This window comes from Lacipirellula limnantheis (assembly GCF_007746075.1).
GTDB lineage: Bacteria > Planctomycetota > Planctomycetia > Pirellulales > Lacipirellulaceae > Lacipirellula > Lacipirellula limnantheis.
This window is the reverse complement of record NZ_CP036339.1, coordinates 4,845,748-4,865,693: the sequence shown is the minus strand read 5'-3', so window position 1 is coordinate 4,865,693 and position 19,946 is coordinate 4,845,748. Positions and strand designations below refer to the sequence as shown.

Sequence of the window (19,946 nt, the reverse complement as noted above, 5' to 3'; positions counted from 1 at the left end):
CGATGGGTGCGACAATTACGGCGAGCGTTTGCTGCGAGCTCTACCGGAGATGCGGCTCGTCACAGGCGGGCCGGTTAGCGTTCGCCTGTTTCCGAGGGTTTTTCGGCGAACTGCGGCGGCAGTTGGGCATGCACTTGGTCAACAATCTTTTCCTCGACGCCCGCCGCAATCGTATTGGGGAGCGCGAAGTAAACCACCTCGGCGCCGCCGCCGTAGCCCCCCTCTTTCAGCAACCGTTCTGACGGGATGTACGCACAGAAGTCGTTCGAATATCCGTGCAACCAGATCCGAACGCGATCGAGCTCCTCTTTCAGCCGCAACGAGTAGTCGACGCAAACCTCGCCGGCGAGATAAACCATGGCTAGCGAGTCGCCGAAGGCAAAGGTCTGGATTGGGTAGTCGAGCTTTGCTTGCAATTCTTCCCCGCGATCGAGCTTCGCCAACTGGAAAGATGCGTTGTACCCGGCTGGTCCCCCGGTCGCGGCAAGCTTCTCGAGTTCCTCCTTCGACGGCACGGGATTGAGTGGAATGTCGATGTGAGTGAGCGTCGCGACGATGGGTCCCGACACAGGTTTGAGCGCACCGGCGAGGAGCCGATCGACTTCATCGCTGATCTGAGCGCCTTGGTGGGCGGCGGCCGCCGAGTTGTCGCCAGTGACGCCGGAGGCCGGGTTCGAGTCCGACCCGCAGCCGATGGACGTCAGCGCGATCGCTCCAGGATGGGTTCGTTCGATGGCTTCCTGGGCATAGCCGGCCCAGTCGCCGCTGATTCTGTTGTCCGAAAGCGCGACGCAGTGGCAGGCGTAGGTTACGTACACGGCCCGCACATGGCCGTCATCGGCCGACTTAGCGACGAGCATCGGCAGATCGTGATCGACCGGCCCGCCGGCGGTGCGGCGGTTCTTGGCGAAATTCACCTTGCCGACCGCCCAGGAGAGGGTCGAGGGCTGCCGATCGGCCAGGGCTTCGAGAGCCACTTGTTCCAATGCATCGGTCACTTCGGCGGTGTATTGATCGATATGGGCTTGATGCTGCGGCAGAATCGGCGAGCTGAAGATCGTGTCGCAGACATTCGTCAGCTTGGGCGTCGTGTGCGAATGGCTAAACGCTACCACAAGATGCGCACGGTCCACGCCGGTCTTCTCGAATAGCCGCCGCGCAACCTCGTCGACCATCGACTCGCGCACCCCGAGGCTATCAAGCGTCATCAGCACGACGGGCTGCTGCTGGCCTGACCCGATCGCCATGGCCTTGGCCCAAATCCGCTGCCTGATCCCTTCCGATTCGTCGCGGCGACCGCCATAGCCGTTCAGGCGAATCGGGTAGCCAGGCGTTATGTCAACCTTGGCCGCGCCAACCTCGTAGATTGCGTCCGCGCCGCGGGCAGTGACGCTGACGGCGCCCAGCAGTGCGACGAGGAGCGGAACCTGGCACAAAATGACGGACGGTATTACGAATCTCATGGAAGAACTCAATTGGGAATTGTCGTGCCGATCGGGCGCCCGCCGTTCGAAACAAATCGTAACTGGCGGCCTCTAGACGCGTATGCCAGCCAGGATGCGGGCTGCGTCGCCCCAGCCTCATCACGTTATAACCTCTTCGCCCCTCACAATTAATGGCTGGCGCGCATCATTGCGACGCGCAGCGCATCCCGAAGGAGCGCACCGGGCATTGGCTGTCGTCGCGACATTTCGCGCCGACATCGACTTTTGATGCAGGTGGCGCTTTGATCCTACGCGCAGCATGCGTCGGCGCGGCTTTTGCTTACAGCTGCCGCCAGCTTTTTCTTTGCAAGCCACGAACGCGTGTGGAGTCAACTGGTGACGGCAAGCAGGCAGCTTTGCGTAGTATTGTGGTGTATCGTCGCAGCCGCCGGTTGCCGGCCGACAACTCCTGCGCAATTTACTCCAAGTCCGCAGACCGTGGCGCTGACCGACGGGATTGACGACCCGGAGGAACTCAAGGAGTATCGCGGGCTACAGTCGCAGATTGCGAAGATCTTGCGCGAACGGTGCGGCGAACCCGCCTCTCCCAAATTGCTGGGAGATCGCGAGGCAGATTCGGAGCGACTGCAGCGAGGAGCGCAGCTGTTCGCGCAGTATTGCGTTCAGTGTCACGGCGTCAACGGCGACGGTAAGGGAATTCTGGCTCCCTATCTACGCCCGAGTCCTCGAGATTACACGCGGGGCGTCTTCAAGTTCGTGTCGACGTCCAACGGCAAACCGCGCCGCGCGGATCTCATCGCAACGATTCGACGCGGCGTGTCGGGAACCTCGATGCCTTCTTTTGCCCAGTTGTCGAACGACGAACTTGCCGATCTGGCGGACTATGTGATTGCGTTATCGCAGCGCGGCGAATTGGAGCAGACCCTGGCGCGCGTCGCCTATGACGACGGCGAATTGCCCGCCGCGGAGGACCTTGACGGCATGATCGCGGAAATCTTGACCCCTTGGCAGGAGGCCGATGGCAGCATCGTCATGCCGTTGACGCCCATGCCGCCGATGACCGACGAGTCAGTCGCTGAAGGTCGTGAGTTATTCCTGAAATTCGCCTGCAGTCGCTGTCACGGCAACGATGGCCGCGGGGGCGCGATTGGCAGCGTTGACGTTGGCGCCGACATTTGGGGCGATAAAGTCCCGGCTGCGGACCTCACCTCGGGGATGTTGCGCGGCGGGGGCCGACCAATCGACGTCTATCGTCGCATTTACGCCGGAATCATCGGCACGCCGATGCCGGCGTTTGCCACTCAGTTTCAAGAGAACCCGGACGACATTTGGAAGCTGGTCCATTTTGTGAAGGATACCGGGCAGCGCCGTCGGCGCGGTTTGCCGCCCGCGGCGAATGTTCCGGCCGCGACGCCGCCGGCGGAATCGAACGCCGACGCCCAACCGAGCTCCGACGCGCCAGCCGCGCCCGAAGCAACGGCCGCTCCTGACGGCGACGCGCCGCCAGAGGACAAAGCGGAAGCTGAAGCCCCGCCTAGTTCCTAAAGAAACTCCTGGCGAATGGCGTTGATGAGGTGATGAAGTCGTCGGTTCGCAAATTTCTCTACGCGTTTTCGATCGAGCCGCTCCTGTCGACCAAGGATAGCGAGTACCTGTTTTGACACACGACGAACAAAAACTGGCGGAGCTCGCCACGCTGCAGGCTCGCGTCGAACTTCTCGAAGAGCAGATCGGTGCGGAGGCAGCTCAACGGTCGTTCCGGCCGCAGGGATATTACACCGGTTACTATGCCACGACTGGGTTCATGTTGGGCATCTTCGGAGCCCTGGCAAGCCTGGTGTTTAACATTGTCGGCGCTTCGCTTACGGGGAGGCATCCGCTGGAGCTCATTCGCACCTATCTGACGTTTCCGCTGGGCGACAAGGCGTTTGATCTGCCGCCGGAACAAAACGGTTTGATGCTTGCCATCGGCTGTTGTCTGTACTTGCTAACAGGCATGCTGATGGGCATCCCGGTTTACTTGGCGCTTACCCGCTGGGGAGCCGGCAGGTCGCTGATGGTCAAGTTTGTGATTGCCTCGGCGGTCGCCCTGCTTATCTGGATCATTAATTTCTACTTCATCTTGTCGTGGCTGCAGCCCGCCGTCGTCAACATGTCGCCTGAGAATTTGATCGTCAATCGCGTCCCCTGGTGGGTCGCCGCGGCAACGCACCTCGTGTTTGCCTGGACGATGGTGCTGGTCTATCCCCTGGGAGAATTCACCCCCTACAAGCGGGTGGCGGAATAGCAATGAGCGAACATTCGTCGTCTGAGTCTGAAGCAGTCGCCGCCATCGCCGAAGGAAAGCTCGTCGAAGAACGGCTAGTCCTCTGGTACTTCGTCGCCGCGCTCGGGTATCTGGCAATTTCGCTGGCCGGCGGCTTGCTGATGGCGCTGCAACTGGTGGAGTGGAACCCACTGCAAGGGAGCGAGTACTTGTCTCCCGGACGCTGGCGCATGATCCACACGAACGCCATCGCCTATGGCTTCATCGCCAATGCTTTCTTGGGCGCCCTTCACTGGGCGGTGCCGCGGCTAACGCTGAAGCCAGTCGGCAGCCGCGCCCTGTCCTACTTCATCTTCGTCGCCTGGCAGGTAGTGGTGTTGTCGACCGCCGTCGGGATCATGATGGGACAGGCCCAAGGGGTTGAATGGGGCGAGACGCCGACGTGGATCGATCCGCTCGCGCTTGCGGGCCTGGCGCTCGTGGCGGTGAACTTCATGATTCCTATCGCGAAGACGAAGGGGCCGCTGTACGTCACGCTCTGGTACTTCATGGCGGCCTTCGTATGGACCTTCCTCACCTACGCGATGGGGAACATCATGCCGCAGTACTTCATCCCGGGTACCAGCGGCGGCGCCATTGCGGGTCTCTTCATTCACGACCTCGTTGGCTTGTTCGTGACGCCCCTGGCATGGGGGCTAATGTATTACTTCGTCCCGATCTTGCTGAAGAAGCCGATTTGGAGCCACGGTCTGTCGCTGGTCGGCTTCTGGGGGCTCGCGTTCTTCTATCCGCTGAACGGCATCCACCACTTTCTCTATACGCCGATTCCCATGTTCCTGCAGTACGGCGCCGTGATCGCGACGATCGCGGTAGAACTGGTGGTGACCACCGTCATCATCAACTTCTTCGCGACGATTTGGGGTTCGACTCGCGCGCTGATTACCAATCTGCCGATTCGCTGGTTTTATACGGGAATGGTTCTCTACTTTGTCACCTGCGCGCAGTGCGCGATGCAGGTGACGCTTACGTTTCAGAAGCTGATTCACTTTACCGATTGGGTCGTCGGACACGCCCACTTGGTGATGTTCGGGGTCTTCAGCATCTGGTTCTTCGGCATGATGACCTATCTCTTCCCGCGGCTGTTCCGGACTCCGTGGTACAGCCGGCGGCTTTGCGAGTGGCACTATTGGCTGAGCATCGGCGGCATCATCGTGATGTTCATCGACTTGGGCCTGGCCGGCATGTTTCAAGGCTACTACTGGGCCTCGCTGCGACCTTGGGACGAATCAGTTGCGGGCTCGCAGCCCTTTTGGATCATCCGCCTATTCGCCGGCCTGGTGATCATCGCCGGACAGTTGGCGTTCTTCTACAACATTTTCATGACTTGGCGAATGTCGCGGCGCTCGGCCGCGCGGCCCGCGCCACAGGTAACGTATCCGGCGGGCGGTCGCGTCGCCGGAGCCTAAATTCGGTCTGCACATTCACCTGAATTCACTAAGAGCGTTCGATGTTTGAAACCAAAGCGGGCGTCCTGTTGATCGGCGGGTTGGGCTTTTTCCTATTCGCCTTTCTCTCCAACGCGGTCGTACCGATCCTGCTCTATCGCCACATGCCGGAGCAGACGGTTCAGCAACTCGTCGAGAAGAACGAGAACTTGCAGTATCAACTGGAAGATCTCAATGTTCGCTACCCCGAGGCGTTCAAAAAGTACTACGGCGAGCCCGGCCAAAAGGCTGCCGTCGAGGCGCTGCGTCTCGGCCGGGAGGTTTACATCGCGGAGGGCTGCTGGCATTGCCACAGCCAGTTCGTTCGCCCCGTCTCGAATGAGAGCGAACGCTGGGGCAAGGTCGCGTCGTCGATCGAGTATCAGAACGAACTCCAGCGGCCCGTGATGTTCGGCACGCGACGCGTAGGGCCGGACCTAAGTCGCGAAGGGGGACGCCGCGGAAACGATTGGCACGCGGTTCATTTCTTCGATCCGCCGCAGGTCTCCAAGGGCTCGCCGATGCCGAAATACCCGTGGTTCTTCGACGGCATTAGCTTCACCGCGCTGATGACCCGTCTCGAGAAGCAGGACCCGACGTTCGCAGCGAAGTTGAAAGAAGATTTCGGCGACGACTTGGCGTCCAAACAGACGCAAGTGATCGCTGCCGTCCGCAAGAAGTATCCCGCGCTAGCCGAGGAGTTGACGCTATCGCCCGACGCCCCCAACAAGCGTGGACTCGCGATCATCGCGTACATCCAGTGGCTCGGATCATGGCTTGAGGAATATCCCGACTATGAGCGCTTCGTGCCGCTAAATGAACAAATGCAGAACCCACTTGAATAATCCGCCGCGAACTTGCGGACAACTCCAGGGATCATCGAGATGACAAAGGAAACTGTGAATCGCCTGTGGCTCTATGCCATGGGCGCTTTGATTCTCGCCGGCGGCGTGTGGGGCTTTGGCCATAAATTCTATGCCCTCGTGACGCTTGCCCTCCAGAAGGATGGGCCGGCCGACGCCGCATTCGCCGTGGCGCCGGTGGTGAATTACCTCCTCGCCAGTTTCGGCTTTCTCTGTCTCGTTGGCTGGGCGGCGCTGCATGGCATGTTTCACGACATCGAAGGACCCAAGTACACGCTGCTCGAGGTGGAAGCGGAACTTGACGCCGCGACGAACGACGCCCAATACAGCAAGTCGGTGATGGAATAAGGAAGATCGCGATGCTTGAACAACCTCCGGCGTCGCCCGTCGACGCTTCGGCGCCCGAAACTGACGCGACGCGCGAAGGGCGTTTTCATACCTACGTCACCGACCGCATTCCGTGGTATGTGCGGTTCATTTGGCTTCTGTTCTGGATCTTTGCGGTGGCTTACGTCATCCGCTACCTCTTCCCGGCTCTACAGGTGGAGATCAGCAACCCGCCGTGAGCATCGACGTTCAAGCCGACTACTGCGCCTACTGCGGACTGCCGCTGAAGCCGGCGTTCGGCGGGCGGCGGGGCAGCTCCGCAGCGCCTGAGTACTGCTGCAGCGGCTGTCGGGTCGTCGCCGCCGTCGCCGAAGCGCCTGCCGCTGAGGGAGCCGCCCGCCGCCTGCTGCTGCGGATCGGGTTGGCGATCTTTTTCACAATGAACGTCGTGGTCTTCACGATGGAGTTGTGGAGCCAGGACGTCTATGCCGACGCTTCCTATCAGTCGCCCTTTGCAGTTCACTTACGAGGTCTCTTCCAGTGGGCGTCGCTGCTTTTTTCGGCGCCAGTGCTCCTGCTCCTGGGCGGCCCGCTCGCCGAGAGCGTCTGGGAATCGCTACGCCGCCGACAAATTACGACCGATCTGCTGATTTTGCTTGGCGTCGTTGCTTCGTACCTCTATTCAATCGCCTCCGTGCTGCGCGGATCCGGGGCCGTTTACTTTGAGGTGGGGTGCGTCGTCCTGGTCTTCGTGTCGATCGGGCGCTGGCTCGAGGCCCGCGGCAAGCATCGCACGGGGGCCGCGCTAGATACGCTGGCGCGGCTGCTGCCAGAATTGGTACGCCGCGCCGCCGTCGCGACTGACCTGCCAAGCGCGGGCGATGCGACCATTCTAGTCCCGCGCAGCGACATTCGCGCCGGTGACGTCGTTCGGGTCCTCCCGGGCGAACGAATGCCCATCGACGGCCGCATCATCGCGGGGCGCGCGTCGCTCGACGAACAGATTGTGACCGGCGAGAGTCGGTCCGTCGTGAAGGGCGTCGGCGACCAGGTTTACAGCGGCGTGCTGAACATCGACGGCGACCTGTGGGTGGCGACGACGGCTCCTGCCGGCGCGGATATGCTCTCGCGCATGGTCGAACTTGTTCGCGAGGCGCGACGCGCTAAGGGGCCGCACGAGCGATTGGCAGATCGAGTGGCGTTTTGGTTCGTGCCCGCCGTTTGCTTGCTCGCCATCGCTGTGGGATTCTGGCACGGAGCCGAGCAAGGAGTGGACCGTGGGATCATGGCCGGCTTGGCAGTGGTCTTGATCGCCTGCCCCTGTGCGCTCGGACTGGCGACGCCGATGGCGGTGTGGACCGCGCTGGGGCGCGCCGCTGAGGAGCAAGTCTTCTTCCGGAGCGGCGACGTGCTCGAGCGACTGGCCCAGATTGACGCCGTGTGCTTTGACAAGACCGGTACGCTGACGCTCGGCGTGCCGGAAGTTCAGAAGCTAGTCGTCGCCTCCGGAGAAAGTCGTGAGCAAGTCCTCGCCGTGGCCGCGCAATTGTCGAGCGGCTCGCGCCACGGCCTGTCGCAGGCGATTGTCGAGTACGCCCAGGCCAATCGGAGTGTCGCAAGCCCATTCGCCGTGACGAACATTCGATCGTTGGCGGGACGCGGCATGGTCGGCCACGGCGACGACGGCCAAGGGGCGGCCCGACTTGGAAGCTGGCGCTGGATGCTGGAAGAGCAGCAGTCGCCTCCCGATGGATTGACGGACGAATTGGCCGCGGAGGACGCCCGCGACGCACCGCTAGCGTGCATCGCGTGGAACGGCGTCGTGCGCGGGGTCTTTGTCTTTCGAGAAACATTGCGACCCGACGCCGCGCTGACGCTGGCGCGATGTCGCGACCTTGGTTTAGAAGTCGAGATACTCACCGGCGATCGCCGGACGCGGGCGACGACAATCGCCCGCGAACTTGGCGTCGCAACGCTGGCCGAGCAATTGCCCGAGGAGAAGGCGACCAGCGTCGGTCGGCGAGGTCGACGCGTCGCCATGGTTGGCGACGGCGTGAACGACGCCCCCGCGCTCGCTCGCGCGGAAGTCGGCGTCGCGATGGGGTGCGGCGCCGATCTATCTCGCGATGCCGCCGGCGTCTGCCTGCTCAGCGATCGATTGGATCGGCTTCCGTGGTCGGTGGAGCTGGCGCGCTTCACGCTGCGCATCGTGCGACAGAATTTGTTTTGGGCGTTTGCGTATAATATTGGCGGCATCGTTCTGGCAGCGACCGGTCGACTGAATCCAATCTGGGCCGCCGCCGCCATGGGCGTCAGCAGCGTGATGGTGATCGGCAACTCTCTTCGACTGGCGCACTTCGGTCGTTCAGTAGTCGACCATGCCGCGGCCGATGAAGTCTCGGACGCTCCACCTAGTGAAACGCGGGACGCTGAAAAACATCGCATCAGCAGCTCTACGGATTCAGATGACGTTGCGCGCACGGTTGAATCCAGTCATGACGTTCCCTTGACGACGACGACGCTCGCCGGAGCGTCGCAATGATCGATCTCCCTCTCGTGTTGATTGGCGGATTGTTAGGTTCGGCTCACTGCGTCGGCATGTGCGGGCCGTTAGCGCTGATGGTTGGCGCCGGCGCTGGGCGGCTGACGGCAAACGTCGGTCGACAGGCGATCTACAGCTGCGGACGAATCTGCACGTACGGCTGTTTCGGCGCCGCGGCAGCGTTCGCCAGCGCCTGGCTTTCTCACCAGGCCCGCACCTTCGTCGCAGCCCAGGCGTGGCTAGCGATCGTCGCCGGCGTCCTGCTGGTGGCAGTGGGCCTCGCCTCGGCGGGGATGCTGCCGAGGTTGAAACTCGGCTTCTTGCGAAACGCACCCTGCCACGCCGCGCAAGCGATTAAGACGCTGACCACGGCGCCCGACCGCCTCAGCCTGTTTCTGGCCGGAGTCGCCACGGGATTTATTCCCTGCGGTTTGGTTTACGCGTTCCTCCTCAAGGCCGGGAGCACCGGCAACGTCGCGCTCGGAGCGCTCACGATGATCTTTTTCGGCTTAGGAACGGCTCCGCTGATGATGCTTGTCGGCGCCGGCGGCACGCTGCTTTCGACCTCAACGCGAGCGCGCGTCCTACGGCTGGCGGCGTGGTGCGTGGTGTTCGCCGGGATCGTGACGATTGCTCGCGGCGCCGGCCAACTCCGACCAGCGGCGGGCCAGTCCACGGCCCCCTGCCCCTTCTGCGCCGCCGCTGATTCCCCCTCGCCCGCGGCCGCGCCGTCGCCCGCCCGTTAGAGCGGCGACTCGACCGTTAATGCGGCTACTGCGACGGCAAGCCCCAAGGCGTTGAAGATGACGATCAGCAGTCCCACGCCCCAGATCGTGCGACTCGCGTTATCACGCGTCGCCGCTGCGCGTTTCCCAAATTTGTTCGCCGTCACGCCGCAGACCCAACTCCAGTGGAGCATCACATGCAGTACGATCGCCGACGCCAAAATGCAAAGTAACACAAACTGCAGACTCGCCCACTGGTCGTAGTCCCAGCCCCACAGGCGCCACCCGAGGGCCTCGGGCCCCGGCGGAAAGACAAAACGAACGACGACGGAGACCCAACAGAGCAAGCAAAAGAGCACTAGAAGAAGCCCATCGAGCCAGTAATTGACGTCTGTCTTGGTCATCGTGCAAGGTGAACGTGCGAGGGGAGTGATTAGAACTAACATCATAGCCCGATGAAGGAACTACGATACGACCGGGCCGCGCGGATCACAATGTCGGTATGCCTCTGACTGGCCAGCGCCCCATCTTTGCTCGATGTGAGATGGGAGTCTCAACCGGCCTGACGCTCGCGGTACAACTCGGCCAGTCTCATCGTCGGCGCCTTCACGGCCGGGACCTTCGCAGGCAGGTGAATTTCGCGGTCTCCGTCACGCGTCGGCTCGTCCCATTAGACGCTCACAGCTCGATGCGCCATTGTCGTCTGCGTTTTCCCGGCTCTCCTAGCTGGAACACGATTCAAGCTGAAGTTCAATCATGATCTCGGTGCACCAATCTATTGATGACCATACCACGCAACTAGACTAGAGTTTGCGATCGTTGCCGACGAAGGACTTCTACAAGATTGTGCCAAGTGCCCGAAGACGCTGGAAGCCGTGCCGCTCCCGGAGCGCGCGCGAGCCAATTTGCCTCGACGCCGATTTTCGAGCCAGAAGTGAGCTTCGCGCGACAGGAAGAAGACATCGCGATCGCGGCCGAACTTTGGCAGGCGGGCCTGGTGAACGAACGCGAGATTGTCGCGACTGTCTCGGACTGGTCGATTCACGGCAGCGTTTCGCTGACGGATCACCTTGAAAAGCGGCAGTTGCTCCGGGCCGAGCTGATCGACGCCTTACGGCAGCGCGCCGTCGGCGTCGCCGAGCGCCCCCGCGCTGCACCCCTGACGTCTTTGATCGCGGAAGGTGCTAGCCGTTCCCATTCAATCAGCCGTTACACGAGGTTGGTATGTAAGGCGACGACGGCCTTCCCCGAATCATGTACCAGCTGTCATGAGAGAGTCAGGGTTAGTGGATGTTTCTCCGCCGGCTCGTTGAGACAGAGCCGGGCGGGTTGGGGACGCGCGAGTTCATCCGCGTCTTACGACTCTTGGACGGGTGCTCCTGGCAGCGACTCCAAGACGCCGTCGAGCACGCTCTCGTCATCGGCGTCCATGACGCCGATGGGATCCGGCTGATCGTCGAGCATCTTCCCCAAGCGCCGGTCGTGCTCTGCTCGCTTGACGGTCGGCCCAAGCTGCGGCTGGTCGACGCTGGCCGTAACGAACTCTCGGCCAGGCGCTGACCCGGAGCGGCTCGTCGCCCCCCAACGGCCGGAGCCCCCCTGCCCCGCAGCTCCTACGGGCTCGTTCGGCAACGCCATGCGGCACTCGGCGACGACTTTCGTCGCGGTCAGACCACGTCGCCGGTCCGGTGAAGCGCGCAGCACACTAAATCGATCACCGTTTCGCGCCACAAATCACTGGGCCTGCTAGCTCGCGCCGCGCGAGCCAAAGCGGCCCCGCTGGCCAGCCGGCCAACCGGCGCCGCCTCGCGATGCTTCGGCCGCGCGGCGCGCGCGGTTCACGTCTTATTCACCCGACCGCCGCGCCTCCCGCGGCGGTCCCAGCAGAGAAGGAAGCTGCCATGACTTTTGCGGCAGAAACAACGGAGAGCCTCCCCGCCACGCTGGCGTGGCAAGCCGCGTTCATCGAGATGGCGCCGACGATCGAGCGGTACGCCCGAGTCGCCTTTCGAAAGCTTGCGCCCGAAGAACGAGACGAAGCCGTGCAGACCACTTTGGCCGCCGCGGCCGTCGACTACGCGCGGCTGGCGGCGTCGGGACGCGGCGGTCGCGCTTACCCTACGACCCTGGCCCGGTTCGCCGTGCGTCGCTATCGAGCGGGTCGGCTCTTGGGGAGCCGGGACAATGCGGCCGACGTCGGCTCCCGCAAGTGGCGCTTGCGCGGCCGGCGCACCGAATCGATCGACGTGGCCGCCGAGCTGTGCGACTGTCGCCGGGCCACGCCCGCCGAGCTGGCGGCGCTGCGGATCGACTTCGGCCAGTGGTTCGCCTCGCTGCCAGTGCGCGACCAACGGGTCGTCCACGCCCTGGCCCAGGGGGAGCGCACCAGCGTCGTCGCCGCGCTTTGTCAGCTCACCGCCGGACGCGTCAGTCAGCTGCGCCGCGAGCTGTACAACAGCTGGACGACGTTCCTCGGCGAGAATGCGCCCTGCGGCGCGTAAGCTGCGCGGCGGGCTGCCAGCGCCAGACGCCTGGCGCTGGCAGCCGCGGGGCGGAGGCGTTTTTTCGCGCAGGGTGACTTCGTTTAGCTATCAGCGGCGCACGCGTGGCCATCGAGCAGGTGATCAAGCTCGAAGGGCGCGCGTCCTTCCTCCCTTCGCGCCCCGCCGTGGCCGCAGACGGCGGGGCGCGTCGATACAACTCCCAAATTGTCAAAGAACTGCGGTGCGAGAGGGGCGGCGACCCGTTAGGTCGTCGCCGAAGGCGTCGGCGGCATTCCGCTCGTCGCAGCGGACCTCGCCTCGCCAGGGGCAGCCCCGCGCGCATAGGTATCAACCGCCCGCAACTTCGCTTCGCATGCCTTGGCATTCTCCAGCCCGTGCGCCAGCCGCAGGCAACGCTCCGCCTGACGGCGGAAGGTAGTCGAACCGCTTTTCCGTCGGTCGCACTACGCGCAGCTTGATCAGTTTGCGCAACGATTTCTCGATGCTGCAATGTGCAAGCGACTTCTCCACGCCGAGCATGGCGCGACGGGCTAAACCGTCAGTGGACTAAATCAAGTGCAACGAAAATGTTGGCACAATGCGCACCGTCAGCGCATTTCCTTACCGACAGTCACCAGGCAGCAATTCCCCTCGCGTTCAACGCTTATGGGGATTTCAAGAATGCTGCGCAAGAGATCGATATGAGTCTGCGAGTGTCGCGTCAGCGGCTGCGTGGCGAACGAGCCGCCCTGCCCCGTTTGCCACGCGGCGATTCCCAACGGCAGCAGCAGTTGATCCGCCAAGTATGGACCGACTGGGACGCCCGCCGCCAGGTAACTGCGAGCCTCTTTCACCGCCTCGTTGGCGACGCGCTCCGCCGTGGCGCCCAATCGTCCAAAGCCAGTGAAGACCTCGCGCACATGCTCCGAGTGGATCTCGATCAAGAAGACGTTACCAGGACCAGCCGACTCGATGCTCGCGTCGACATGGAACGCCGAGTCGGGCCAGCTGAGTTTTTCAGCGGCCGCTTCGATTTCGCGTCGTCCAATCCGCGACGAGAGATTCGCGACGAGAGCGGTCGCAGAGCGATGGAGAATCTCGCCCCGCTCAAGCAGCTCGAAACCTACCAGTTGCGGCGTCGGTTCGATTGCCACGCTGAAGCGCCCGCCGCCGGCAGGATAGAACCCATGCCGCTCCAACCCTGCCGACACGCGCGGGCCCATGCGATTGATCAGCGGAAAGAAGGATTGGGCGAGAAAGTCGTAGGGCGGCGCCCAGGGGTTGTGCGTGCCTCCTTCGAGCACGATCTCCGAGGGACCGTCGGCAATCAACAGCGCCGGCAGAATCGTTTGCAGCACCAACGTCGCGCTGCCGGCGGTGCCAACCGAGAAGGTGCGCTGGCACGGCCGGATCGCCGTTGGACGGAAGGAGAGCGTTTGCGAGCCGATCTCGTCCCCCTCCACTTCCGCGGCCCCGATCTCGACGGCTGCGCGAACGGCAGTAAGATGCTGCCGCATGAGGCCGGGTTTTTCGCGGCCGGCGCGAATGTTTTCCAAGCGAACCGCGCGGCCGGTCACGAGCGCCAGGGCGAGCGACGAGCGGAGGATTTGTCCGCCGCCTTCGCCTTGCGAGCCGTCGATCGTATGCAACTGGTCAGTCATTGAGCATGCGCGGTGCTTCAATCGTCCGCTTGGTCTCCATCCTTGATGACAAACTTCGCCTTCAACCGCGCCACTTCGCTCGCCAGCCCAGCGCTCTTCACCGAACGCAGCACTTCGTCGAAATCTTTGTACGCCGCGGGCGCTTCGTCGATCGGGTAGGCACGGCAATTGGTAAGGATGTCGGCCTCTTCGAATGAGCGGTCGACCTCTTTCTGATCGAGCGCACGCTTCGCCGCCTTCCGGCCGAGTTGCCGGCCCGCGCCGTGGTTGACGCTGTAGCAGCTGACCGCGGCGCCTGCATCGGCGGCCATCACGACCGAACCTGCCTGTGGATTGCCGGGGAGCAAAATCGGGTGGCCCGTTTCCGCGAACGGCGTGTCGCGCAGCGCGTGGTGGCCGGCCGGGAAGGCGCGCGTCGCTCCCTTGCGATGGACCCAGGCGATATTGTTGTTCACCACTTCCTTGCGCGCGATGTTGTGGCTGATGAAATAGACCAGTTGGCCGGCGACGCCCGGCAGCACTTCTTGGAATGCTTCCAGCACGAGCGCATTGATCAACAGATGATTCACGGTTGCGAAGTTGGCTCCGAGCGCCATGTCATCGATGTACGCATCGGCCTCGGGGGTGCCGAGCGGGGCGTAGACGAGTTCGCGGTCGCCGCCGGGAAGGGGGATGTCCCACTGGGTAAACTTACCTTGGAGGGCCTTGAACTGCCCCGACGCCAATTGATGGCCGATGCCGCGCGAGCCGCAGTGCGACAGGAAGGCCACGCCGCCGTCGACGAGTCCGAAAACCCGCGCCGCTTCGCGCGCACGATCGTTCGCTTCCACATGCACCACTTCGCACTCGCCGAAATGGTTGCCGCCGCCGTAGGAGCCGAGCTGCGTCATCTTCGCGTCGAAGCGGTGCATCTGTGGCAGTAGTTGCTCCAGCCGCAGCGCCAGGGCGCCGGTCGAGTCGTCGTGGCCCACATGCGCGGAGTCTTCGCAGCGCGCAGCCCACTCGGGTGGGATGCCGAGTTCTTCGCAAACGCCGCGCGAGGCTCCTTCCACGAGAACGCGCTTACCGAGGGCTTCGCCAACGTGGCGCGACTTCGGCGCGTTGCGCTGGCCGCGGCCGGCGCCGGTTGGGGTGCGTTCGCAGATGGCGTTGATGAGCGCACGCCGCGTCGGCCGGTCGAGAATCGCGTCGGCCGGTAGGCTGGTTTGCAGCAGGCTCATCGAACACTTGATATCGACGCCGACGGGGCCCGGGTAGATGTGCGTCGGCGACACCATGACGCAGCCGACCGGCGCGCCGTAGCCGCAATGGGCGTCGGGATTCAGCACCAGATCGGTGACGCCGGGCGCCAGCCGAGAATTGATCGCCTGCTGCAAGCAAAGGTCGTCGAAGGTGGCGCGAATCGCCTCGGTACCGATGACGGTGATCGGCTTTTGCTTGCCGCCGGTCGGCAGGATGGCGGTCGCTTCGCCGTCGGCGATCATCTGGAACTTGCTCGGCGCCGAGGACGAATCGTTTTCAGTGGCGATGCTCATAAGTATCAGCTCTTGAGAGTAAAAGGGCGGCGACAAGACGTCGAAGAAACAAACGCCTGACGATCTAACCCGTTGATCTACGGCTCGCGCGACAAGTCACGCAATGCCGGCGGGACTCGAACCCGCTCCCTTCAGGTTTCATGTAGTTCCTTCTGCATTCGCCGCTGGCTTAGGATGTTTTCTAAGTTTCAATAAGAATAGCGACAAAGGTCGAAGAAACAGTCTGATGCTCTAACCAACTGAGCTACGGCCGCCGCGTGAGCGACTTAGCCGATGGGACTCGAACCCACGCCCGTCAGGGTGATGTAGTTCCTTCTGCATTCGCTATTCAAAGTCGTAACTTTCTGCGGTAGTTCGGGGATCAAAAGCGAAAGGCATGACGACAAAATTGATGAAACGCATACGCGCTCTGCCAGACTGAGCTACGGCCCCGTTGTTGTACCAAACGAGTGGAGCCGGTGGGATTCGAACCCACGACCTCGGGTTCCTAAGACCATGTAGTTCCATCCGCATTCGTCACGCTTTTCGCCTTTGGTTTGATGTGGTTGCTAAAAAATCTCTTGCGACAAACGGGGGCGAGACATTCCGGCCCGCAAGGTAAAAGTGGACCGGAGGGGATTCGAACCCCCTAAAGCCATGTAGTCACGCTGGCATTCGCAAGAGTTTTGTTGATTGTGTACTAAAGTCAACAGATTCTGGTGTCATGGCTACAGAAGAATCGACAAGGGTTCGTCGGGACGGTCACATGGGTAAATGTAGTCTCGAAGGCATTCGATTCCGCTGTCGCCAGAAGACCGCCGTCAGGGAGGGAGGGCGCTCGCTACGTCCCTCCCTCCCGCACTTGCTCGTTACAATCGCACCGCTTCGATCACGCGAACCCAGTGATCGCCGGCGAACTGGCCGCTCGCCACGTTAGCGAGCACCTCGAACACCTGATCGCTGAAGCCGCCGACGTTGACGATGTCGACGCGTTCCTTGGCTTGCACCGTTCCCGACGGTTGAATGTCGATGCAGACCATTCGCGCCCGCGGGTTGCGGGTCTTGAAGGCGGACCATTCATTCATCGTCGCGGTTCGGCCTCCGCCGAAACGACCGTAAGCGGGCGTGTCGGTCCACGACTCGTTGTCCGAGACGAAGACCACCAGGTCGCCCATGGCGCGTCGCTGGTTGAGCGTCCGCAGCGGGGCGCTGCAGTTCGTTCCCGACGGCGGCAACGACGAGAGCTTCTTTGCGTTCGTCATGACGCTGTCGCGCGGGTTCAGCCGGACGTTGACCGTTTGGTCGTTGAACGGCAGCACCTCCGCCTCCGGATTTTGTCGCAGCACGGCCGCCGCCACGAGCGCCGCCACGTCGATGCAACGGACCGCGGTCGTCGCGCCTTGGCGATGGCCGGTGACCGGCGAATGCATCGACCCCGACACGTCGGGGCAAATGAACGCCTTACCCGCCACGCGCGGCACGTTCTTCAGCGCCAGCTCCATCGCATCTTGCAGCGATTCGCGGACCGCAGTTGGCACGCGAGTGTCGGCGTTCGCGTAGGCCGTCATCAACTGGTAAGGGAAGACTCGCGCCTTCTCCACCAGGCGAGGGTTACGCAGCCGGTTGGCAATGAGCGTCGTCATTTCAGCATCCTGGAACACTTCGTGTCGCAAGAACGTGTTGAGATTCATCCGCGTCATTTGCCAAGACGCCGTTCGCGCGATCTGACGCCAATCTTTCTTGGTCAGCGGCAACGCCGTCAGCAACTGGAAAGGGACGTCGGGGACGGCGACCTTTCCCGGATTGGTGTTGCGCTTGAACTTTTCGTACTGCTTGACCAGATCCGGCAAGACCTCGGCATTGTGCCGGCGACCAATCAGGTAGCCGTACAACGCTTCCCGCGCCGGCGTCGCCGGTTTCGGGTGGACCATTCGCAGTACGTCGGCCAGCGACGGATCGTTGCCGACCGAGCCGGTGAAGAGCTGCGCGTCGCTCCGCGCCTCGAGCCATTGAACGATCAATCGCTTCGGCAGCGTGCCGAGACTCTTGCGACCAACCACGCCCGATCGCATGATTTGCACGAAGTTGCGGAGCATCTTCGGCGAATCGATGACGCGATCGAACGCCTCGGCCAGCAATCCCGGCGAGCGGACCGACAGCACCGCCAACAACAGCGCCGGCATGTCTTTCATATGACCGTGCTCACGAGCGTAAATTGCCGTGCGCGCGATGAACTCCGGCTCGGCGGTGTTGCACAGCTTCAGGACTGCATCGAGTTGTTCGTCGGCCGAGGCGTAGAAGGTGTCGCCCAGGCAACCGGTCGCTGCGTATTGGGCGAGGGCTTGCTTATCGCTGCGGCTGTAAGCGAGTCCGCCGGCTTCGTTGACGACTTCGGCCTTCGGGGCCAGGACGCCTCGGAGCGATTGAAATAGTGATTTGTTCGCCATGATTGGGTTCCTTCGATTCGGCCAAGTTCGTTGCATGCCAGTTTCGATGGGATGACCTATTGCAGGGCGTGTGCCAGTGGGGCGTTCCTTGTGTTAGGTCATTTCGTAAGGTGTTTGTGAGTTTAATGTTGCGCGTAATTTACTGCTCTTGATTCGACTGGGTTTGTCTAGCAGATGGGCGGTTTTCGTGATATTTTTGGATAGTCGGTTATATGTTTGTATACGAACTGATTGCGCGTGAAACCCATGAAACAAGTCGCCTTCGGCCTCCTTGGATCCCGGCTCGACCAAAGCATCGATGACGCGAACCGCTGGCAAACCTGGCGGCCTTCGGTCGCGATTTGCCAGCACGAAGACTTGCTGATCGATCAGTTTGAGCTGATCTATGACGCTGCCATGGCGCGGCTGGCCAATGGCGTCGCCGACGACATCCGGTCGGTCTCCCCGGAGACGGAGGTGAGGCTCCACGAACTCACCTTCCAAGATCCGTGGGATTTCGAGGAGGTCTACGGCGGTCTCCATGCTTTTGCGAGCGCGTACGCGTTTCGACCGGAATCAGAGCGGTATCTCGTCAACATCACCACGGGCACCCACGTTCAGCAGATCTGCCTCTTCTTGCTGGCCGAATCGGGACATATCCCCGGGCGGCTGCTGCAGGCCTCGCCGCCGCGGCGCCAGCAGGAAGGTCAAGGGACCTATCGGATCATCGATCTTGATCTGTCGCGTTATGATCAGCTCGCTGCGAGATTCGCCCTGGAGCAGCAGGAGAGCTTGTCGTTCCTGAAGTCGGGAATTCAAACTCGCAATGCGGCGTTCAACTCGCTCATTGAGCAGATCGAACGCGTCGCCATTAACAGTCGGGCGCCGCTGTTGATCACGGGTCCCACTGGCGCCGGGAAAAGTCAACTCGCTCGTCGCGTTTTCGAACTCAAGCAGCAGCGCCGGCAGCTGGCTGGTCGCTTCGTCGAGGTGAACTGCGCCACACTGCGCGGCGACCAGGCGATGTCGGCCCTTTTCGGCCACGAGAAGGGTGCTTACACCGGCGCCACCACCAAGCGTGACGGCCTGCTGCGCGCCGCCGATGGCGGAATGCTCTTCCTCGATGAGATCGGCGAGCTTGGCCTCGACGAACAAGCGATGTTGCTGCGAGCCATCGAAGAGAAGCGATTCTTCGCCGTCGGCGCCGACCGTGAGGTCGCCAGCGACTTTCAACTGATTGCCGGCACCAATCGTGATTTGCAGCGCGCGGTGGATGAGGGCCGGTTTCGCGAGGACTTGCTGGCAAGGATCAACCTCTGGACGTTCTGCCTACCGGGCTTGGCCGAGCGGCGCGAGGATATCGCCCCCAACTTGGAGTACGAGCTGACGCAATTCTCGGCAAAGACGGGGCAAGTCGTGCGGATGAACAAGGAGGCGACGCAACGATTCTTGCAGTTCGCCGAGACGGAGGCCGCGGCGTGGCGGGCCAACTTCCGCGACCTCAACGCCGCCGTGACGCGCATGGCGACCCTCGCCGCCGGCGGGCGGATTTCGATCGATCTCGTGGAAGAAGAAATTAAGCGTTTGCAGACGCAGTGGCGGCCGTGCGTCGTTAACCAGCGCGGCCGCTCGCTGCATGGCCTCGTCGACGAGAGCCAACTTGACAACTTTGACCGCGTGCAACTTGAAGAAGTGGTGCGGGTCTGCCGTCAATGCAAGACGATCTCCGACGCCGGTCGAAAGCTGTTCGCCGTCTCCAGAACGTTGAAGGCAAAGCCCAACGACGCCGATCGACTGCGGAAGTACCTCGCCAGGTTCGATCTGACCTGGGAAGCGTTGAACTCATAGGCCTGCCTCGCACCCGAACGTAATGCTCATCGATGGCCGCCACTATTCGGCCGCACGGCGCGAATGTCACGCTCCGCCGCCCATTGAGCAATGTCGCGCCGGTTGAAGTGTTCGAAGTCGGCAGCAGAACTTTTTGTTGGCAAAGTGTTTCGACGACTACGCCGACATTGCAGGCTGGATCGCAATGCATCAATAGGAAGTGGCGATCAACTGCTCCGTGTTTTTGCCGTTGTGGTCAGTCTTTGCCGGCTTCGTGGTGAACGACCAGAAGACCGAGTCCTTGTCGTCAGTGCAGACGCCTTGCAGGTGATGTAACTATTTCCTTTGCAGGTGGCGGGCTGAACGTCAGCGGCGTCGCCCGA

Annotated in this window: 16 protein-coding genes; 10 read left to right on the top strand and 6 right to left on the bottom strand. The window is 62.2% G+C overall.

Annotated features, from left to right (window positions below):
• Positions 1 to 74 precede the first annotated feature (74 nt).
• Positions 75 to 1,463, bottom strand: a complete 1,389-nt coding sequence (locus I41_RS18870; protein WP_145434486.1) for a neutral/alkaline non-lysosomal ceramidase N-terminal domain-containing protein — start codon at positions 1,461 to 1,463, stop codon at positions 75 to 77.
• Positions 1,464 to 1,922: 459 nt separating this feature from the next.
• Here I41_RS18870 and I41_RS18865 point away from each other — a divergent pair, with 459 nt between their 5' ends.
• The 8 genes from I41_RS18865 to I41_RS18830 all read left to right on the top strand — a co-directional run bounded on the left by I41_RS18865 (position 1,923) and on the right by I41_RS18830 (position 9,673).
• A complete protein-coding gene (locus tag I41_RS18865; RefSeq protein ID WP_168207012.1) occupies positions 1,923 to 2,990 on the top strand; it encodes a c-type cytochrome in 1,068 nt (355 codons plus the stop codon).
• A gap of 112 nt (positions 2,991 to 3,102) precedes the next feature.
• A complete protein-coding gene (locus I41_RS18860) occupies positions 3,103 to 3,732 on the top strand; it encodes a hypothetical protein (RefSeq protein WP_145434484.1) in 630 nt (209 codons plus the stop codon).
• A gap of 2 nt (positions 3,733 to 3,734) precedes the next feature.
• The gene (locus I41_RS18855; RefSeq protein ID WP_145434483.1) at positions 3,735 to 5,177 is read left to right on the top strand and encodes a cbb3-type cytochrome c oxidase subunit I; all 1,443 of its coding nucleotides are present in this window, start codon (positions 3,735 to 3,737) and stop codon (positions 5,175 to 5,177) included.
• Between the two features lie 41 nt (positions 5,178 to 5,218).
• On the top strand, positions 5,219 to 6,040 hold the full coding sequence (locus tag I41_RS18850) for a cbb3-type cytochrome c oxidase subunit II (RefSeq protein ID WP_145434482.1): 822 nt from the start codon (positions 5,219 to 5,221) through the stop codon (positions 6,038 to 6,040).
• Between the two features lie 39 nt (positions 6,041 to 6,079).
• Positions 6,080 to 6,406: a hypothetical protein gene (locus I41_RS18845; protein ID WP_145434481.1), complete on the top strand. Its 327-nt coding sequence runs from the start codon at positions 6,080 to 6,082 to the stop codon at positions 6,404 to 6,406.
• 11 nt (positions 6,407 to 6,417) lie between these two features.
• Positions 6,418 to 6,624, top strand: coding sequence for a hypothetical protein (locus I41_RS18840; protein WP_145434480.1), 207 nt, complete (start codon positions 6,418 to 6,420; stop codon positions 6,622 to 6,624).
• The gene (locus I41_RS18835) at positions 6,621 to 8,927 is read left to right on the top strand and encodes a heavy metal translocating P-type ATPase (RefSeq protein ID WP_145434479.1); all 2,307 of its coding nucleotides are present in this window, start codon (positions 6,621 to 6,623) and stop codon (positions 8,925 to 8,927) included. The genes I41_RS18840 and I41_RS18835 overlap by 4 nt, the downstream gene beginning before the upstream one ends.
• Positions 8,924 to 9,673, top strand: coding sequence for a sulfite exporter TauE/SafE family protein (locus I41_RS18830; RefSeq protein WP_145434478.1), 750 nt, complete (start codon positions 8,924 to 8,926; stop codon positions 9,671 to 9,673). The genes I41_RS18835 and I41_RS18830 overlap by 4 nt, the downstream gene beginning before the upstream one ends.
• On the opposite strand, the gene I41_RS18825 is transcribed toward I41_RS18830, so the two are convergent.
• Positions 9,670 to 10,056, bottom strand: coding sequence for a DUF4405 domain-containing protein (locus I41_RS18825; protein WP_168207011.1), 387 nt, complete (start codon positions 10,054 to 10,056; stop codon positions 9,670 to 9,672). The two genes, I41_RS18830 and I41_RS18825, sit on opposite strands and share 4 nt — an antisense overlap.
• A gap of 952 nt (positions 10,057 to 11,008) precedes the next feature.
• Positions 11,009 to 11,290 (bottom strand): hypothetical protein, encoded by a 282-nt coding sequence (locus tag I41_RS18820; protein ID WP_145434476.1) that lies wholly within the window; start codon positions 11,288 to 11,290, stop codon positions 11,009 to 11,011.
• Between the two features lie 263 nt (positions 11,291 to 11,553).
• Here I41_RS18820 and I41_RS18815 point away from each other — a divergent pair, with 263 nt between their 5' ends.
• Entirely contained in the window at positions 11,554 to 12,153 is a 600-nt protein-coding gene (locus I41_RS18815; RefSeq protein ID WP_145434475.1) for a hypothetical protein, read from the top strand.
• Positions 12,154 to 12,743: 590 nt separating this feature from the next.
• On the opposite strand, the gene rtcA is transcribed toward I41_RS18815, so the two are convergent.
• From rtcA to I41_RS18800, 3 genes are all read right to left on the bottom strand, one after another.
• Positions 12,744 to 13,796, bottom strand: coding sequence for an RNA 3'-terminal phosphate cyclase (gene rtcA / locus I41_RS18810; protein WP_246133702.1), 1,053 nt, complete (start codon positions 13,794 to 13,796; stop codon positions 12,744 to 12,746).
• Between the two features lie 17 nt (positions 13,797 to 13,813).
• Positions 13,814 to 15,331 carry an RtcB family protein gene (locus tag I41_RS18805; protein WP_145434474.1) on the bottom strand — a complete coding sequence of 506 codons (1,518 nt, stop codon included), beginning with the start codon at positions 15,329 to 15,331 and terminating at the stop codon, positions 13,814 to 13,816.
• 848 nt (positions 15,332 to 16,179) lie between these two features.
• Positions 16,180 to 17,757, bottom strand: coding sequence for a TROVE domain-containing protein (locus tag I41_RS18800; protein ID WP_145434473.1), 1,578 nt, complete (start codon positions 17,755 to 17,757; stop codon positions 16,180 to 16,182).
• 246 nt (positions 17,758 to 18,003) lie between these two features.
• On the opposite strand from I41_RS18800, the gene rtcR reads away from it, so the two are divergent.
• Entirely contained in the window at positions 18,004 to 19,584 is a 1,581-nt protein-coding gene (rtcR, locus tag I41_RS18795; RefSeq protein WP_145434472.1) for an RNA repair transcriptional activator RtcR, read from the top strand.
• Positions 19,585 to 19,946: the final 362 nt, after the last annotated feature.

Coding starts and splice junctions, on each gene's coding strand:
- I41_RS18850 (WP_145434482.1), top strand. CDS start 5,219: ATGTTTGAAACCAAAGCGGGCGTCCTGTTGATCGGCGGGTTGGGCTTT.
- I41_RS18815 (WP_145434475.1), top strand. CDS start 11,554: ATGACTTTTGCGGCAGAAACAACGGAGAGCCTCCCCGCCACGCTGGCG.
- I41_RS18830 (WP_145434478.1), top strand. CDS start 8,924: ATGATCGATCTCCCTCTCGTGTTGATTGGCGGATTGTTAGGTTCGGCT.
- I41_RS18805 (WP_145434474.1), bottom strand. CDS start 15,331: ATGAGCATCGCCACTGAAAACGATTCGTCCTCGGCGCCGAGCAAGTTC.
- I41_RS18820 (WP_145434476.1), bottom strand. CDS start 11,290: ATGGCGTTGCCGAACGAGCCCGTAGGAGCTGCGGGGCAGGGGGGCTCC.
- I41_RS18840 (WP_145434480.1), top strand. CDS start 6,418: ATGCTTGAACAACCTCCGGCGTCGCCCGTCGACGCTTCGGCGCCCGAA.
- I41_RS18855 (WP_145434483.1), top strand. CDS start 3,735: ATGAGCGAACATTCGTCGTCTGAGTCTGAAGCAGTCGCCGCCATCGCC.
- I41_RS18870 (WP_145434486.1), bottom strand. CDS start 1,463: ATGAGATTCGTAATACCGTCCGTCATTTTGTGCCAGGTTCCGCTCCTC.
- rtcA (WP_246133702.1), bottom strand. CDS start 13,796: ATGACTGACCAGTTGCATACGATCGACGGCTCGCAAGGCGAAGGCGGC.
- I41_RS18800 (WP_145434473.1), bottom strand. CDS start 17,757: ATGGCGAACAAATCACTATTTCAATCGCTCCGAGGCGTCCTGGCCCCG.
- I41_RS18825 (WP_168207011.1), bottom strand. CDS start 10,056: ATGACCAAGACAGACGTCAATTACTGGCTCGATGGGCTTCTTCTAGTG.
- I41_RS18845 (WP_145434481.1), top strand. CDS start 6,080: ATGACAAAGGAAACTGTGAATCGCCTGTGGCTCTATGCCATGGGCGCT.
- rtcR (WP_145434472.1), top strand. CDS start 18,004: ATGAAACAAGTCGCCTTCGGCCTCCTTGGATCCCGGCTCGACCAAAGC.